General features: G+C 62.4%; 18 protein-coding genes and 1 pseudogene. 9 read left to right on the plus strand and 10 right to left on the minus strand.

Features of this window, described 5'->3' with window-relative positions; genetic code table 11:
* Positions 1–67: 67 nt before the first annotated feature.
* From AC1D13_RS19205 to AC1D13_RS19220, 4 genes are all read left to right on the plus strand, one after another.
* Positions 68–2467, plus strand: coding sequence for a YgiQ family radical SAM protein (locus tag AC1D13_RS19205; protein ID WP_477665932.1), 2400 nt, complete (start codon positions 68–70; stop codon positions 2465–2467).
* Positions 2468–2744: 277 nt separating this feature from the next.
* Positions 2745–2960 carry a YgaP family membrane protein gene (locus tag AC1D13_RS19210; RefSeq protein WP_477665933.1) on the plus strand — a complete coding sequence of 72 codons (216 nt, stop codon included), beginning with the start codon at positions 2745–2747 and terminating at the stop codon, positions 2958–2960.
* Positions 2960–3505, plus strand: a complete 546-nt coding sequence (locus tag AC1D13_RS19215; RefSeq protein ID WP_477690119.1) for an RNA polymerase sigma factor — start codon at positions 2960–2962, stop codon at positions 3503–3505. Before AC1D13_RS19210 ends, AC1D13_RS19215 begins: the two co-directional genes overlap by 1 nt.
* A gap of 153 nt (positions 3506–3658) precedes the next feature.
* Positions 3659–4501 carry a hypothetical protein gene (locus AC1D13_RS19220; protein WP_457306986.1) on the plus strand — a complete coding sequence of 281 codons (843 nt, stop codon included), beginning with the start codon at positions 3659–3661 and terminating at the stop codon, positions 4499–4501.
* A gap of 112 nt (positions 4502–4613) precedes the next feature.
* Here the strand turns inward: AC1D13_RS19220 and AC1D13_RS19225 are convergent, their stop codons facing one another.
* The 3 genes and pseudogenes from AC1D13_RS19225 to AC1D13_RS19235 form a co-directional block, all read right to left on the minus strand.
* The gene (locus AC1D13_RS19225; RefSeq protein ID WP_457280988.1) at positions 4614–4973 is read right to left on the minus strand and encodes a DUF1294 domain-containing protein; all 360 of its coding nucleotides are present in this window, start codon (positions 4971–4973) and stop codon (positions 4614–4616) included.
* Positions 4974–5111: 138 nt separating this feature from the next.
* Positions 5112–5294 (minus strand): annotated as a pseudogene (locus tag AC1D13_RS19230) (cold shock domain-containing protein); the annotation flags it as partial.
* A 25-nt stretch (positions 5295–5319) separates the two neighbouring features.
* Entirely contained in the window at positions 5320–6273 is a 954-nt protein-coding gene (locus AC1D13_RS19235) for a CoA transferase (protein ID WP_477690120.1), read from the minus strand.
* A gap of 214 nt (positions 6274–6487) precedes the next feature.
* Between AC1D13_RS19235 and AC1D13_RS19240 the strand changes: the two genes are divergently transcribed.
* The 4 genes from AC1D13_RS19240 to AC1D13_RS19255 are packed head-to-tail and all read left to right on the plus strand — an operon-like array spanning position 6488 to position 7926.
* Positions 6488–7057 carry a DUF2975 domain-containing protein gene (locus tag AC1D13_RS19240; RefSeq protein WP_457280728.1) on the plus strand — a complete coding sequence of 190 codons (570 nt, stop codon included), beginning with the start codon at positions 6488–6490 and terminating at the stop codon, positions 7055–7057.
* A 54-nt stretch (positions 7058–7111) separates the two neighbouring features.
* Entirely contained in the window at positions 7112–7327 is a 216-nt protein-coding gene (locus tag AC1D13_RS19245; protein WP_092127875.1) for a helix-turn-helix domain-containing protein, read from the plus strand.
* Positions 7328–7349: 22 nt separating this feature from the next.
* On the plus strand, positions 7350–7550 hold the full coding sequence (locus AC1D13_RS19250) for a hypothetical protein (protein WP_477665938.1): 201 nt from the start codon (positions 7350–7352) through the stop codon (positions 7548–7550).
* A gap of 49 nt (positions 7551–7599) precedes the next feature.
* Positions 7600–7926, plus strand: a complete 327-nt coding sequence (locus AC1D13_RS19255; protein ID WP_477690121.1) for a TfoX/Sxy family protein — start codon at positions 7600–7602, stop codon at positions 7924–7926.
* 27 nt (positions 7927–7953) lie between these two features.
* Here AC1D13_RS19255 and pobA read toward each other — a convergent pair whose 3' ends face one another.
* Complete coding sequence (gene pobA / locus AC1D13_RS19260) at positions 7954–9123, minus strand: 4-hydroxybenzoate 3-monooxygenase (protein ID WP_457280731.1); 1170 nt, start codon at positions 9121–9123, stop codon at positions 7954–7956.
* Positions 9124–9249: 126 nt separating this feature from the next.
* Between pobA and AC1D13_RS19265 the strand changes: the two genes are divergently transcribed.
* The gene (locus AC1D13_RS19265) at positions 9250–10095 is read left to right on the plus strand and encodes an IclR family transcriptional regulator domain-containing protein (protein WP_457280732.1); all 846 of its coding nucleotides are present in this window, start codon (positions 9250–9252) and stop codon (positions 10093–10095) included.
* Between the two features lie 105 nt (positions 10096–10200).
* Here the strand turns inward: AC1D13_RS19265 and AC1D13_RS19270 are convergent, their stop codons facing one another.
* The 6 genes from AC1D13_RS19270 to AC1D13_RS19295 all read right to left on the minus strand — a co-directional run bounded on the left by AC1D13_RS19270 (position 10201) and on the right by AC1D13_RS19295 (position 15586).
* Positions 10201–10956 (minus strand): ABC transporter ATP-binding protein, encoded by a 756-nt coding sequence (locus AC1D13_RS19270; RefSeq protein WP_477665940.1) that lies wholly within the window; start codon positions 10954–10956, stop codon positions 10201–10203.
* Positions 10953–11705, minus strand: coding sequence for an ABC transporter ATP-binding protein (locus tag AC1D13_RS19275; RefSeq protein ID WP_477690122.1), 753 nt, complete (start codon positions 11703–11705; stop codon positions 10953–10955). Before AC1D13_RS19275 ends, AC1D13_RS19270 begins: the two co-directional genes overlap by 4 nt.
* Entirely contained in the window at positions 11698–12720 is a 1023-nt protein-coding gene (locus AC1D13_RS19280) for a branched-chain amino acid ABC transporter permease (protein ID WP_477690123.1), read from the minus strand. The genes AC1D13_RS19275 and AC1D13_RS19280 overlap by 8 nt, the downstream gene beginning before the upstream one ends.
* Entirely contained in the window at positions 12717–13580 is an 864-nt protein-coding gene (locus AC1D13_RS19285) for a branched-chain amino acid ABC transporter permease (protein ID WP_457280736.1), read from the minus strand. The genes AC1D13_RS19280 and AC1D13_RS19285 overlap by 4 nt, the downstream gene beginning before the upstream one ends.
* A 9-nt stretch (positions 13581–13589) precedes the next feature.
* On the minus strand, positions 13590–14216 hold the full coding sequence (locus AC1D13_RS19290; RefSeq protein WP_457280737.1) for a LysE family translocator: 627 nt from the start codon (positions 14214–14216) through the stop codon (positions 13590–13592).
* Between the two features lie 182 nt (positions 14217–14398).
* On the minus strand, positions 14399–15586 hold the full coding sequence (locus AC1D13_RS19295; protein ID WP_457280738.1) for an ABC transporter substrate-binding protein: 1188 nt from the start codon (positions 15584–15586) through the stop codon (positions 14399–14401).
* Between the last annotated feature and the right edge of the window lie 192 nt (positions 15587–15778).

Raw genomic sequence — 15778 nt, forward strand, 5'->3', positions numbered from 1 at the left:
TTAAATGCCGAATAAAGAGGCAAAACTCAGGGTAAACCTTACAATGGAGGGTTACCCCAAACCCTCCATGAACGCCCCCGTCGACGTCTCCTTCTTTGCGCGCGCCGCCAAGCCGCTCACCAGTTACCGCAAGTACTGGGCGGCCCGCTTTGGCACGGCCAAATTTTTGCCCACCAGCCGGGCCGAAATGGACGCGCTCGGCTGGGACAGCTGCGACATCATCATCGTCACGGGCGACGCCTATGTAGACCACCCGAGCTTCGGTATGGCCGTCATTGGCCGCATGCTGGAGGCGCAAGGCTTTCGCGTCGGCATCATCGCCCAGCCCGACTGGCAAAGCGCCGAACCCTTCCGCGTGCTGGGCAAGCCCAACCTGTTCTTCGGCGTGACCGCCGGCAACATGGACTCGATGATCAATCGTTACACGGCGGACCACAAGATCCGCAGTGATGACGCCTACACCCCCGGCGACATCGGCGGCAAACGCCCCGACCGCGCGGCGCTGGTGTATTCACAGCGCTGCCGCGAAGCCTACAAAGACGTGCCTATCATCCTGGGCGGCATTGAAGGTTCGCTGCGCCGCATCGCGCATTACGACTACTGGTCCGACAAAGTTCGCCGCAGCGTGGTGGTCGATGCGAAATGCGACCTGTTGCTGTACGGCAATGCCGAACGCGCGATAGTCGAGATCGCCCATCGCCTGGCGGCTAAAGAGCCGGTGGGCAGCATCACCGACGTTCGCGGCACCGCCTTTATCCGCCGCACTGGCGACGAAACCGCCAACGGCTGGTTTGAAATCGATTCCACCAGCGTGGATGCACCGGGCCGGGTCGAAGCGCATGTCAACCCATATCTGATGATTTCCGACCAGGCGCGGGAACAGGGCGCGACTTGCGCGCGGGAAGATGAAGCCGCTGAAGTGGCGGTTGAGGCGGAAGCAAAAGGCTCGCCTGTGCTCGCCAAGGCCGTCAAGCCCGCCGCCGCGGCCAACCCGGCCATCAAGCCGCTGACTTTCGTCGCCAACCCGAATCTGCCGTCCACAGTGCACACTGCGCAGGGCAAGATCAAGGTTCCCCCGCGCGACCGATCCGTGATCCGCCTGCCGTCTTACGAGCAGGTCAAGAGCGATGCGGTGCTGTATGCCCACGCCAACCGCGTGCTGCACCTTGAGACGAACCCCGGCAACGCACGCGCCCTGGTTCAGGCCCACGGCGAGGGTGCCACCGCGCGCGACGTGTGGATCACGCCACCGCCCATCCCGCTGACCACGGCCGAGATGGACTACGTCTTCGACCTGCCTTACGCGCGCTCACCGCACCCGCGCTATGCCGACGAAAACGGCAGCCATGACGGCGCCACCAAGATCCCGGCGTGGGAGATGATCCGCTTTAGCGTCAACATCATGCGCGGCTGCTTTGGCGGCTGCACTTTCTGCTCCATCACCGAGCATGAAGGCCGCATCATCCAGAGCCGCTCCGAAGACTCTGTCATCCGCGAGATCGAGGCGATCCGCGACACCGTCAAGGGTTTTACCGGCGCGATCTCCGACCTGGGTGGGCCAACCGCCAACATGTACCGTATCGGCTGCAAGTCGCCCGAGATCGAGGCCGCCTGCCGCAAGCCGAGCTGCGTGTACCCGGGCATCTGCTCCAACCTCAATACCGACCACAACCCGCTGATCAAGATGTACCGCCGCGCGCGGGCCTTGAAGGGCGTGAAGAAGATTCTCATCAGCTCCGGCCTGCGCTACGACCTGGCCGTGCAAAGCCCCGAGTACGTGAAAGAGCTTGTCAGCCATCACGTGGGTGGCTACCTCAAGATCGCGCCCGAGCACACCGAGCAGGGCCCGCTCACCAAGATGATGAAGCCCGGCATCGGCAGCTATGACAAGTTCAAGCAGATGTTCGACAAGTATTCGCTGGAAGCCGGCAAGAAGCAGTTCCTGATTCCGTACTTCATCGCCGCCCACCCGGGCACCAGCGACGAAGACATGATGAACCTGGCGATCTGGCTCAAGAAAAACGGCTTCAGGGCCGACCAGGTGCAGACGTTTTACCCGAGTCCGATGGCCACGGCCACGACGATGTACCACACCAACAAGAACCCGCTGCGCAAGATCACGCGCGACAGCGAGACGGTGGACATCGTGCGCGGCGAGCGCCGCCGCCGGCTGCACAAGGCCTTCTTGCGTTACCACGACCCCAACAACTGGCCGGTGCTGCGCGAGGCGCTCAAGGCCATGGGCCGCGCTGATTTGATCGGCAACGGCAAGCACCACCTGATCCCGACCTTCCAGCCGATGACCGACGGCAGCTACACCAGCGCGCGGCGCAAGAACTCGACCGGCACGGCCACCACAGTCAAGGCTTCGCCGGTGGTAAAGGGCCGATTGCTGACCCGTCACACCGGCCTGCCGCCGCTGGCGCAGGGCGCCGGTGGCAAGCCCGGTGGCCGCAAGGGCCGCTAGGCGCTGCCAGCGCAGGTATTTCGATGTAAAAAGGCTCCGATGGAGCCTTTTTTATGAATGAAATTGGCTTTGAGCCCAATGGGAACGTGCGCAAGCAGCTATTGAATTGATAGCAACTACGTGCACGTACCGGCAGCTTCGGTGTGCCCGGCTAAGCTTGACGGGTGCTCCATCTCAAAAATATCCCAACAATATTTCCCCCAACGTGAATCCTTTTGCCCGCATGACCCCTCCTTGCAGCGATGCCGCATTTTTGACGGCAGCCAAAGGAGATTTCATGTTCTATCGCAAAAATGTGGGGCCCAAAGAGCGTTGGGCGCGTGGTGTGTCCGGCGCCTTGATGGCCGTTTGCGGCCTGCTGGTGCTGGGTGTAACGCCGCCTGGTTTGCTCGCGGCCTGCGCCGGTGTGGTCACGGTGCTGACAGGGCTGTTGGGTTTTTGCCCGGCTTGCGCCATGGTGGGCCGCAAGCTGGAAAAGCCGGGCCCTTGGTGATGGCCATTGAAATAGCCCTTTTTGCCGCAGCGCAGGCCGGTGACCCGGCCGCGCTGGCTTCGCTGCTGCGGCAGCTGCAGCCCGATGCCCGCCGTTACGCCCGCTACCAGTGCCACCGCGGCTCCGCCATCGAAGACGTGGTGCAGGAGGCGCTCATCATCATCTACCGCCGCGTCGGCACCGTGCGTGACGCCGCAGCCCTGGGCGGCTGGATGTTCAAGATCATCGCGCGGCTGTGCATGATGCCGGCGCTTGCGCTGATGCGCGGCACCCAGGCGCTTACCGACTACGACAAGGACCAGTACTTCGCGCAGATGCCGCAGGACGAATTGCGTATCGACCTGGTCCGTGCACTGGAGTCCTTGCCGCTGATGTACCGTGAGGTGGTGCTGTTGCGCGACATGGAGCAGCTCACTATCACCGAAATCGCGCAGCGCCTTCAGCTTACCCGCGAAGCCACCAAAAGCCGCATTCACCGGGCACGCGCCATGGTGCGTGAATACTTGCGGCCTGATGGAGCTACGCGCGAGAAGACCGGCGCATGACGCGGTTTTACGTCATGGACTTCTTGCAGTCAGCAGGAGAGGGTAGTTACGGCCGCATGTGATGGGGTTCTCTGGCAAGATAAGTAGAGGCAAGCGGCCGGGCCTCAGATCTTCTACCGGCCCCGGGCGTCATTCACACCTTCTGGAGACACCATGGACATTGCCCGCAAAGCACTTGCTGCTTTCACCATGGCCGCTGTGCTGGCCTGTGCATGGCTGGCGCCGCTGGATGCGCCCGCCATGCGGCAGGTGGATGCCGGCCTGAAAAGGGCGCTGTTGAGTTTTGCCACGGCCAGGCTGCTCAACGGCGTGATTTCGGTGGCGCAGGGGACCGAAGCGTCTGTGCAGCCTTTTGGCGTGGGTGTCACGTTTGCGCCGGGGCAAATCCTGGATCCCGTCAACGACCTGGTGGAGCAGTTTTCGCATTTGATGCTGGCGGCCAGTGTTGCGTTCGGCGTTCAGAAAGCCTTGATCAGCATTGGCAGCTACTGGCCGGTATCGCTGGCGCTGAGTGCCACGGTGCTGGGCTGGTGGTGGTGTTACCTGCGCAGGCCGCAGGTGCCTTTGTGGCTGTCCAGGTTGCTGGTGATCCTGCTGATGCTGCGCTTTGCAGTTCCGGTGGTCACGCTGGGCACCGACATGCTGTGGCAAAAATTCCTGGCGGCCGACTACGCCGCCAGCCAGCAATTGATCGACAGCGCCACCGGCAAGGCCGGCCAGCTCAATTCGCCGGCCGCCGCAGCCCCCGACAACCGCGGCCTGGTGGACAGCCTGAAAGACTGGCTGGCAAAGAACGGTGACGTGACAAAACACTTCGAGAGCCTCAAGCGGGCGGCCGAGCAGGCCACCGAACACATCGTCCGGCTCATCGTGATCTTTGTGCTGCAGACGCTGGTGATCCCCTTGTTGCTTTTGTGGGCCCTGTACGGCTTCGTCAGGCAGGTGTTGCTGGGGCAGCGCTGGCAAAGGCTGCCGGCAGCCTCCATCCTGTATTGATGCGCGAAGGTGCCGGCGCATCTGGTTCGTGCATAAAATCGGCCGTTTGCCCAATAAAGACGAGCGCAAGCAGCTCCTGATTTGATAGCGAATGCAGTCTGATAGCCTGAAACTACAGCCAGACAGTCAGCGACTTTCTCAGCGGCGGCCAAAACAGCCAGGCCCAAACAAGCAGCGCGTGCAAGAAGACCATCAGCCAGTAGATATCCCGAAACGATTGCTTGCTCGACTTGTGCCGCAAGACCTGCTGTGCCAGCCATGCGCCGGGCCAGCCGCCCGCCAGCGCCAGGAGTTGCAACGTGTTTTCCGGTGTGCGCCACTGACCGGTCTGCGCCGCGCGTTTGTCCGCCCAGTACACCCAGAACGTCAGCAGGTTGAGCACAAACGACGCCGGCAATGTCCACCAGGGCAGCAGCGAGCGCCAGACAGCCCAAAGCATCAACCCGCCATAGGCCATGCTGATGAGCAGCATGAGCCCGAAACCGGGTCCTGCAGCCGAAGCGGCGGCTTGCTTTTGTGGGCGCCGCTGAGGGGTGTCCCTCTTTTCAGTGCGAGAGCGAGCCGGGCTGGAGGTGAGACCCCGTTCGGCACTCATTGCTTCGATCGCCATCGCACGTGGGCCTTTACCGCCGACGTGAATTTCTTCAAAGGTGACAACCGTCCCTTGGCGCGGCTGCATGCCGCCACGTACATCTCGCAGATGGAAAAAGACGTCTGCACCTGAGGTTTCGCCGCGGATGAATCCGAATCCGCGTGCCGCGTCCCAGCGTGCAATCGTTCCTTGCTTCCTCATGAATATATGGTTCGGTGCAAGTGAATTACCGTTCCAGCGTGTGTAGCGGAATATCTTTTTCCACGGCCAGCTTGTCCAGCTCCTTGCGCGTCTTGCCCAGAAGCCAGGCCTCAATGGCCGCGTGCGTGGCAGGCGCAAACATGGCCTTCATGCTGGAGGCCGTCACGCCGGCCGCTGCGCACAGGCTCGCGGCAAAGTGCGGCTCCAGCGCGGCGAGTGCTACGCGTCCGTCCTTGCAGCGGTACACGCGGTAGCCCGCATGCCCGCCGCCCACCGCAGCACCGGGCTGGGTCAGCCCCCAGGCGCGGGGCAGGGCCAGGTAAGCCGCCGCGCCGGAAAGGGCCACTTCAAGAAAGACACCTTTGCCTTTTGCCCGCTGGTGCATCACCGCCTGCAGTACGGCTGCGCTGGCCATCAGTGAGCCGCCCATGTCGGCGTACAGCGTGGCGGGCAGGTCCACACCGGTGATCAGGTCGTTCTGCGCGAGGTAGGTGAGATCATGGCCCGGCTCGTCAGCCCGTTCCCCCGGACTGCCGACGATGGCGACCTGGCTCAGGTGCGGATGCTGTTTGTGCAGCGCTTTCCATGTCAGTCCCAGCTTGGCCAGCGCCGCCGGCCTGAACGACGTGAGCAGCACGTCGGTTTTGGCCAGTTCGCGGTGCAGCAGTGTCTGGCCGCGTTCGGTTTTCAGGTCGGCTGTGGCGATGCGCACATCCGCATGCAGGGTTGCATAGGCGGTGGGGTTGTAGAGCTTCATCGGGTCACCCGATGCGCCGGCTGGCGCGCCTTCGTGCGGCGGTGGTTCCAGCTTCACGCAGCGGGCGCCCATTTCGCGGCAGCGCATCAGGGCGGCCGGGCCCGGCAGGTTGAGCGCCAGGCTCAGCACGCGCACGGCCTTGAGTGACTGCATCGGCTGGACCGCCTTGGCAGTGGAGGCTGTTTTGCGGATGGGGGCGGGTTTGGAGGGTGAGGGCGGCATGGAGGTCACTGTGAACGGGCAGGGGCCGCAAAGCGGCGGGCACCGGGCGGTTGTGGGGTCAATTTACCTCAAACCCCTGAGCGGCGGCTTCACAGGTGTCACTGCCGGATGGTTGGATGAGAAGAAAATTTCTGTTTAATGGCTATTAATTATTGTTTTACAGTAATTATTCTGAGACACTGAAGGCCTTTAAACAAGGCAAAGAGGTGCTCCCTTGAAAAATACGGCAACTCCCATGACCCCCGCCGGGCCGGATGTTCAGGGTATTAGCAGCGTGCTGGCCTGGGCTTGTGCCTTGCTGGCGGTGGCATTGCCGCTGGCGGTGGCTTACCACCTGCTCAGTACGCCCGTTGAAAGTCTGCTGTTGCGCGCCGGGGTTGTGTTGTCGGCATCGCAAGCCGCTGCGCTTGACGTCACGCTGGCCCAGAAAAGCTTTGCCGCCTTGCTGGGCGTGCTGCCGGTGTGCTGCGCGTCGTACGGGCTGGTGTGCGCCATGCGCTGCTTCTCCGGCTTTTCGCAGGCCGAATATTTCAGTGTGCGCACTGTCAAATATCTTCGCGGTTTTGCCGCCGGCATTTTTGCGTCGGTGGTGGCCAGCGTGGTGTCGTCAACGCTGATCACCCTGGTGCTGACATCCGGCGCGCCGGCCGGCCAGCGTGCGCTGTCCCTGGGCATGGGCAGCAATGAATTGCTCACGCTGCTGTTTGCCGGCATGGTCTGGCAAATCGCCGCCGTGATGGCGCGGGCAGTGGCACTGGCCGAAGAGAACGCACAGTTCGTCTGACTCTTTCGCCGCCTACCGCTCACCGCTCACCGCTCACCGCTCACCGCTCACCGCATGCCCATCGTTGTCAAACTCGATGTGATGCTGTCTGAACGCAAGGCCAGATCGAAAGACCTGGCCGCGTATGTCGGCATCACCGAAGCCAACCTGTCCTTGCTCAAACAGGGCAAGGTCAAGGGCGTGCGCTTTGACACGCTGATGCGCATTTGCGAATTTCTCGATTGCCAGCCGGGGGACCTGCTGGTTTCGCGGCCAGACGACACCACCTGATTCACTGTTCCGGAGCTTCCTCATGAAACGTCTAGCCATCGCCGCGGCCCTGGTCGCCCTGCTCAGCGCCTGCGCTGATATCAACTGGGAACAAACCGCCAAGGAGTCCGTTAAATCGGCTTGCCGGGGTGCGGGCAATTGCAGCATTCCCTGTGACCGCGCCAATCCGGCCACCTTCAATGACCCGCAATGCCTGACGGGCGGCAGGCGTCCGTCGCCATAATGGCTGTCATGAAATTCAAGCAAAAAATCTCTGCAGTCGGGCGGGCAGCATGAGCGCCAGCGCCGAATTCGTCCGCTATGTGCGTGAACTGCTGGCGCCATTGGGAGACATCCGTGATGGAACGTTCTTTGGCGGCCATGCGATGAAGCACGGTGGCAAACAGTTCGCCATGGTCATGGGCAACACCCTGTACTTCCGGGTGGACGACACCTCGCGGCTGGCGTATGAGAAGAAGGGCTCCAGGCCCTTCAGCTACTCAACAAAGAACGGTGTGGTGCAGGTGCGCAAGTACTATGCCGCGCCCGCGGAGCTGCTCGATGACCCGGCGCAGTTGCTGGTGTGGGCCCGGCAGGCGATCAGTGCAGCGGGTGCCTGATTTACGCCACTCCGAAAAAGTTCAGGCTTAAAGCGGCAAGCCCACGTAGTTTTCGGCCAGCGCCGTTGACGCTGCCTGCGAATGGATCAAGTAATCCAGCTCGGCCTCCTGGAGCTTTTGCCCGAAGCCACCTGCATCGGGAAACTTGTGCATGAGCGAGGTGAACCACCAGGAGAAACGCACAGCCTTCCAGACGCGGCGAAGGCAGGTGTCTGAATAGCTGTTGATGCCGGCTTCGCTGCCCGCATAAAACTCTGCCAGTGCGCGAGCCAGGTACCGGACGTCGCTGGCCGCCAGATTCAAACCCTTGGCGCCCGTGGGCGGCACGATGTGGGCCGCGTCGCCCGCCAGGAAGAGGCGGCCGAAGCGCATGGGCTCGGCAACAAAACTGCGCAGCGGCGCAATGCTTTTTTCAATCGAGGGGCCTGTGACCAGGCTTTCCGCCAGCTCGGGCGCCAGGCGGCGGCGCAGCTCGTCCCAGAAGGCGTCGTCGCTCCAGTTCTCCACCTTGTCGTCCAGCGGGCATTGCACGTAATAGCGGCTGCGGGTGTGGCTGCGCATGCTGCACAAGGCAAAACCACGCGCATGGTTGCTGTAGACGAGTTCGTGGGAAACCGGCGGTGTCTCCGACAGCACGCCCAGCCAGCCGAAAGGATAGACGCGCTCAAAGGTCTGCAGCGCATTGGCCGGCACGCTGGCGCGGCTCACGCCGTGAAAGCCGTCACAGCCGGCGATGAAGTCGCATTCCACTTCGTGCGCCACGCCGTGCTGCACATAACGCACTTTGGGGTGTGGCCCGTCAAAGTCATGAAGGCTCACGTTTTCGGCTTCATAGGCGGTTGCCAGGCCTGCTGCAGCGCGCGCGTCCATCAGGTCGCGTGTGACTTCCGTCTGGCCGTAGACCATCACCTGTTTGCCGCCGGTCAGTTGCTGCATATCAATGCGGTGATGGGCGCCGCCAAAGCCCAGGGCAAAGCCGCCGTGCACCAGGCCTTCCTTGTGCATGCGGCCGCCTACGCCGACCTCGTCCAGCAGGTCGGTCGTGCCTTGCTCCAGCACGCCTGCGCGTATGCGTCCCAGCACGTATTCCTTGCTGCGCTGCTCAATCACGATGGCATGGATGCCGGCCTTATAAAGCAGCTGGCCCAGCAAATGCCCGGCGGGGCCGCCGCCCACGATGGCTACCTGTACGCGCATGGTGTCTCCGTTTAATTTGTCGGGCAATGTGCCCCATGCGAGAAGGTTATGCGGCTGCGTGCGCCGTGCCCAGCGCGTGGCTGCGGCTTTGCACGATGTCCGGCTCACTTGTGCGATGATCGCGCAATGGTCACTTCAAAAACCGTTTCGAAAACCGGCACTTTCCCGATCGCCAAGCCCGACATGATTGAAGGCATGGCCAAAGGCATGGCCGTGCTCGAGAGTTTTGACACGCAGCGCCAGCGCCTGAACGCCACGCTGGCAGCGGAACGCGCGGGCATCACGCGGGCGGCCGCGCGCCGCCACCTGCTCACGCTCACGCACCTGGGTTACCTCGAAACCGACGGCAGCTATTTCTGGCTGGCTGCCAAGGTGCTGCGCTTTTCAGGCAGCTACCTGGCCACCGCGCGCCTGCCGCGCGCTGTTCAGCCCGCGCTGAACCGGCTGGCCGCGCAAACGCAGGAGTCGTTTTCCGTCGCGGTGCTGGACGGCGACGAGATTGTCATCATCGGCCGCAGCGGTTTTGAGTGGAAGTCACCGGCAGACAGCGGCAGGGCGGCGCCGGCGCGCGTACTGGCTTACGGCTTGCACCTCGGTGCGCGCCTGCCGGCGCATGCGACTTCCACCGGGCGCGTGCTGCTGGCTGCCAAAACAAAAAGCGATTTCAATGCCTGGCTGAAGGCCAGGACCGACACAGGCAACCTGGCCCGGCTGACTCTGCACACGACGACCGACCCGCGCAAACTTCGCGCGCTTGTTGACCAGGTGCGGCTAGACGATTACTGCGTGGCCAGCGAAGAGCATGAGCTGGGCGTGCATGCGCTGGCCGTGCCGCTGCGCGACATGCAGGGGCATACGGTGGCCGCGCTCAATGTGGTGTCGTCGCCGCAGCGGCTGCGTGCAGACCTGCTGCAAAAAGAACTGCTGCCGCTGTTGCTGGATGCAGCGCGCGAGTTGCGGTCACTGCTGTAGGGTGCCCGGTTTTAATAAGAAATCAGGCTCGAAGGCAATAGGGACGGGCGCAGCAAGCTATTAAAATGATAGCCATTGCCGGCATGGCGCAGGCGCGCCGGTAGCCTAAACGCCCAGATACTGGGCCAACAATTCCGGCCTGGCATGCAGCTCGGCCGAGCTGCCTTCAAACACCACTTGGCCCTTGACCAGGATCACATTGCGGTCGGTGATCTGGGTGACGTGCTTCCAGTTCTTGTCGACGATCACGCTGCTGATGCCGGTCTCTCGGATCAGGCCGCAGATGCGCCAGATGTCCCGCGCAATCAGCGGCGCCAGGCCTTCGGTGGCTTCGTCGAGGATCAGCACGTCAGGGTTGGTCATCAGCGCGCGGCCGATCGTCAGCATTTGCTGCTCGCCGCCCGAAAGCTGCTGCCCGCCGTGGTTCAGGCGTTCTTTCAGGCGCGGAAAGGTCTCCAGCACACGTTCGTAGGTCCAGTCGTTTCTGCGGCCCACGCCGTCTGCGGCGCTTCCTGGCCTGCCGGCGCGCGCAGCCATCTTGAGGTTCTCGGTCACGCTGAGGTTGCCGAAGATGCCGCGGCCTTCGGGCACATAGGCGATGCCGAGGCGGGCGATTTCGTAGGGTGGGGCGCCCGTCATGGGCCTGCCGTTGATTGCGACCGAGCCCGAGCGCGGTTTGACGAGGCCCATGATGCTTTTGAGCAGCGTGCTCTTGCCCATGCCGTTGCGGCCCATGAGGCCTATGGTCTCGCCGCGTGCGACGTGAAAGTCTATGCCGCGCAGTACGTGGCTGGCGCCGTAGTAGGTGTTGATGTCCTGGGCGGCGATCAGGATGTCAATTTGTTTTTCTGGCGTGTTCATGAATGCTCCTCGCCAAGGTACGCGGCTTGCACACCGGCATCCGCACGGATCTGCGCCGGCGTGCCGCTGGCGATCACCTGGCCGTTGACCATCACGGTGAGCTTGTCGGCCAGCGTGAACACCGCGTCCATGTCGTGCTCGACCAGCAGGATGCCGTGGTTTTTCTTGATCGCCAGCAGGAGGGCAACCATGCGCTCGGCTTCGGCCACACCCATGCCGGCCAGCGGCTCGTCGAGCAGCAGCACCTGCGGCTCGGTGGCCAGGGTCATGGCGATCTCGAGTTGACGCTGCTCACCGTGGCTGATAGTGCCGGCGATGCTGTGCTTGCGGTGTTGCAGGCCGGCCAGTTCCAGCGCTTCTTCGGCGCGGGTGTTGACTGCCGCGAAGTTCGTGGCGCGCTTGAGCCAGTGCGCGGCATGCGGCGCACGCGACTGTGACGCCAGCCGCACGTTTTCCCAGACGCTGAAAGGCAAAAAGATGTTGGTCTTCTGGTAGCTGCGGCCCAGGCCCTTGCCCGAGATTTTTTCGGGTGTCCAGCCAGTGATGTCGTGCCCACCCAAAGTGACCGTACCCGAGGTCGGCGGCAAGTCGCCCGAGAGCAGGTTGGTCAGCGTGGATTTGCCGGCACCGTTGGGGCCGATGACGGCGTGAATGTGGTTGCGCCAGAGATCAATAGAGACATCATTGACCGCCGCAAGACCACCAAAGCGTTTGGTGAGATTTTTTGCACTGAGGAGTAGCTCAGTCATGGCCAACCTCCGCCTTGTCTTTGCGCTGGGTGAATTTCTCCACCAGGCCCAGGATGCCGCGCGGCGCAAACGTGACCAGCAGCACGATAAAGAGGCCCATCCACAGCTGCCAGTGCTTGCCCAGGTTGACGCTGCCGATTTGCGGCAGGTCCTTGAAGACGTGCAGCAAATACTCAAAGGCGAAGGCGCCGACGATGGCGCCCGCGAAATTGCCCATGCCGCCCAAAATGACCATCATGATGGCATGCGCGCTCATGTGAAAGCCCATGAGCTCGGGGTTGATGTAGCCCGTTTGCGCACCCCACAGGTAACCAGCCAGGCCCGCCAGCGCGCCGGCCAGCGTGAAGGCCGAGAGCTTGTAGCCGAAGGTGCCGAAGCCCATGGCGCGCATGCGGTGCTCGTTGACGCGTATGCCGGCCAGCGTGCGGCCGAAGGGGCTCCAGAGCAGGCGGCGCAAGAAGGCGTAAACCAGCAGCACGGCCGCGAGCGTGAAGTAGTAGAGCGTGACTTTCTTGTCGAGGTCGAAGGGCACCCAGCCGAAGATGGCTGCGCTGGGCTTGAAGTTGATGTACAGCCCGTCGGAGCCGCCCAGCACCTTGTTGTCGAAGAAGAGGTAGAACACCATCTGCGCAAACGCCATGGTGACCATGATGAAGTAGATGCCGTGGGTGCGCACCACAAAGAAACCGATGATGAGTGCGGCCAGGCCCGAGGCCGCCACGGCCACAGGCAAAGTCCACCACAGGCTGACAGGTTCGCCGGCAGGTGTCAAAAAGGCCAGCGCATAACCTGCCAGGCCAAAGTAGGCTGCGTGGCCCAGCGAGACCAGACCGGTGACACCTTGCAGCAGGTCCAGGCTCATGGCAAAAATCGCCATGATCATCATGCGCGTGACCATCTGGGTGTAGAAGTCAGTGCCGACGAAAGGGAAGGCGATCAGCGCGATCAGGCCGAGACCCAATGCCACCTGAACGCCGCGCGGCAGGATTTCGAGATTTGCTTTTGCTGAGCTCATTGCTTGAATAGACCTTCGGGCTTCCAGAGCAGCACAGCCGCCATCAACATATACACCAGCATGCCCGCCATCGAAGGCAGCAACACCTTGCCAATGGTGTCGACCAGGCCGACCAGCAGGGCCGAGATCAGCGCACCGCGCACCGAGCCGATACCGCCAATGACCACCACCACAAAACACATGATGAGGACTTGCGAACCCATGTTGGGGTAGACGCTGGCCACGGGTGCGGCGATCATGCCGGCCACTGCGGCCAGGCCCACGCCCAGCGCGAACACCACGGCGTGAATCAGCTTGATGTTGATGCCCAGCGATTCGGCCATGTCGCGGTTAAAGGCGCCGGCGCGTATCTTCATGCCCAGGCGGGTTTTGGAGATCATGAAATAAAGGCCCAGTGCCAGCGCGATGCAAACACCCGACATAAAGAGGCGGTAGACGGGGTAGGAGAGGTTGTCGGTAAGCGGAATCGAGGCGCCCAGCAAGTCGGGAATCGTCACGCCATGGACATCGTCGCCCCAGAGGATGGAGCGCACTTCTTCAAAGATATAGATCAGGCCGAAGGTCAGCAACACCTGGTCCAGGTGGTCGCGCTGGTAGAAGTGCCTGAACAGCAGCCACTCCAGCGCCAGGCCGAAGGCGACCGACAGCACCGCGCCCAGCACGATGGCCAGCGTGAGGCTGCCCGTCAGCGTACTGAGCGACCAGGCCAGGTAGGCGCCCAGCATGTAGAAGCTGCCGTGGGCCAGGTTGACCACACCCATGATGCCGAAGATCAGCGTCAAGCCGGCGGCCAGCATGAACAGCAGCAGGCCGTACTGGACGCTGTTGAGCAGCTGGATAAGGAAGTTGGCTAGATCCATAGATCAGGTTTATGTGTGGCGACGCGTAAACAACAAGAGACTGCCCATCAGCGTGAATAAACCGCCGGAGACGCGGTTAAACCAGCGCACGGCCCGGCTGGATCTCAGCAGCGGTGCGATGCGCGCCACGCCCAAGGCGCAGCCGGTCAGCACGGTGAACTCAAACGCCATGAAGGTGAGGGCGAGGATGGCGAACTGCGGCACAAAGGGCGCGGCCGGATTCAAAAATTGCGGGAAGAACGCGGCAAAGAACAGGACCGCTTTGGGGTTGCTGGCGCCGACCAGGAAGCCGCGCAGGAAAAACGAACGGCGCTGGGCTGGTGCTTCACCTGCGGCAGGATCAAAGACAGCCGCTTCACTGCGGAAGGTCTTGATCCCCAACCAGATCAGATATGCAGCGCCAATCACCTTGGCTACGGTAAAGGCGGTTTCAGACGCCGCCAGCAACGCGCCTAGTCCCATGGCCGACAGCAGCATCACACACAGCACCGCGCTGACGCTTCCAGCCACCGAAGTCATGGCCTTGCGCGGACCATGGTTGAGCGCATTCGTCATGCACATCAGCATGGTCGGGCCGGGTGTGAGGATCAGCAGGGCGACTGCTGCGACGTAGAGGAGGTAGGTAGTGAGCGTCATGGTGAGGATGCTACAAGACAGAAAGCACACCTCATACCAGTTTTACCTAAGAATGAGGCGGGGCGGCCCATGTGACTTCATACCAGCATGAGCCGCGGGACTGGCTTTGCCAGACCGCAGGCGGGCGGCCCCCTCGGGGGGCAGGGAGCTACACGAAGTGAGCGACCGTGGGGGCCACGTCTTCAGGCCATCTTGCAACCGGCGCCTGAGTCGGCCAGCGCCTTGGCTGCCACACCGATCACCTTGTTTTCCTTGTTCTCGACCACGCGCAGGTACATGTCCTGCACCGGGTTGTGCGACGGGCTCATGGTCCATTTGCCGCGCGGGCTGTCGATGACGGCGCCTTCCAGGGCCTTGTAGAGCGCCGGCTTGCTGCTCAGGTCACCCTTCACCGCGTTGGCGCCCTGAATCAGCAGCAGGCCGGTGTCGTAGCCCTGCACGGCGTAGACGTCGGGCTGCAGCCTGAAGGTCTTGGCGTAGCTCAGGCGGAACTGGCCGTTGCGCTGCGTTGGCAGCGAGTCGCTGTAGTGCATGGTCGTGATGATGCCGTTGGCCGCGGGGCCGGCGGCCTCGAGCACGCCTTCGGTCAGGAAGCCGGAGCCGTACAGTGGAATCTTTTCCTTCAGGCCCGAGGCGGCGTAGTCCTTGATGAATTTGGCTGCGCCGCCGCCGGCGAAGAAGCAGGCCACGGCGTCAGGCTTGAGCGCGGCGATCTCGGTCAGCAAGGCCTGGAATTCGACTTGCGGGAAGGGCAGGCCGAGCTCCTTGACGATGGTGCCGCCCGCGGCGGTATAGCTCTCCTTGAAGCCTTCAAAGGCCTCGTCGCCTGCGGCGTATTTCCAGGTGATCCACACAGCTTTTTTGTGGCCGCGGTCGACCATGGCCTTGCCCAGCGCGCGCGTGGGTTGCGAGTTGGTGAAAGACGTGCGGAACACATTGGGCGCGCACAGGCTGCGCGTGGCGGCATGCACGCCGGCGTTGGGGATCAGGCTCAGCACGCCGGAGTCGCGGGCGACTTTCTGGATGCCCATCTGCACGCCCGAGTGCACCGTGCCGACGAGTACGTCGACCTTGTCGCGTTGCACCAGTTTGTTGGCGTTCTCAATGCCTTTGGATGGCTCGGACTCGTCGTCGACCTTGAAGTATTCGATTTCGCGGCCGCCGAGTTTGCCGCCTTGTTCGTTGATGGCCATGCGAAAGCCGTTTTCAATGGCGACGCCGAGCTGGGCGAAGGTGCCGGTATAGGGCAGCATGAAACCCACACGCACCTTGGCGGACTGCGCACGCACGATTTCGGGCAGCAAGAGGCCGGTGGAAGCGGCACCGATAACGGCAGCACTGCGGGTCAATACAAGTCGGCGTGAAGTCATGGAATAGCTCCTGGTTGAGACTGAAGACAGTGAGACGAATAGTAAGCGTGCGTTGTGTATGCAGCCCTAGTGTAAAACCCGAGATTGAAGATTAAATTGTTTATGCCTAAAGCAATACCCGTGCCCGATTCGCGCATTTTCTGACCCTCCGGCGCAGGGTATTTTCCGGATGCCTGCTTCCCGGGGTTTTCC

Source organism: Polaromonas sp. P1_E12, assembly GCF_056405975.1.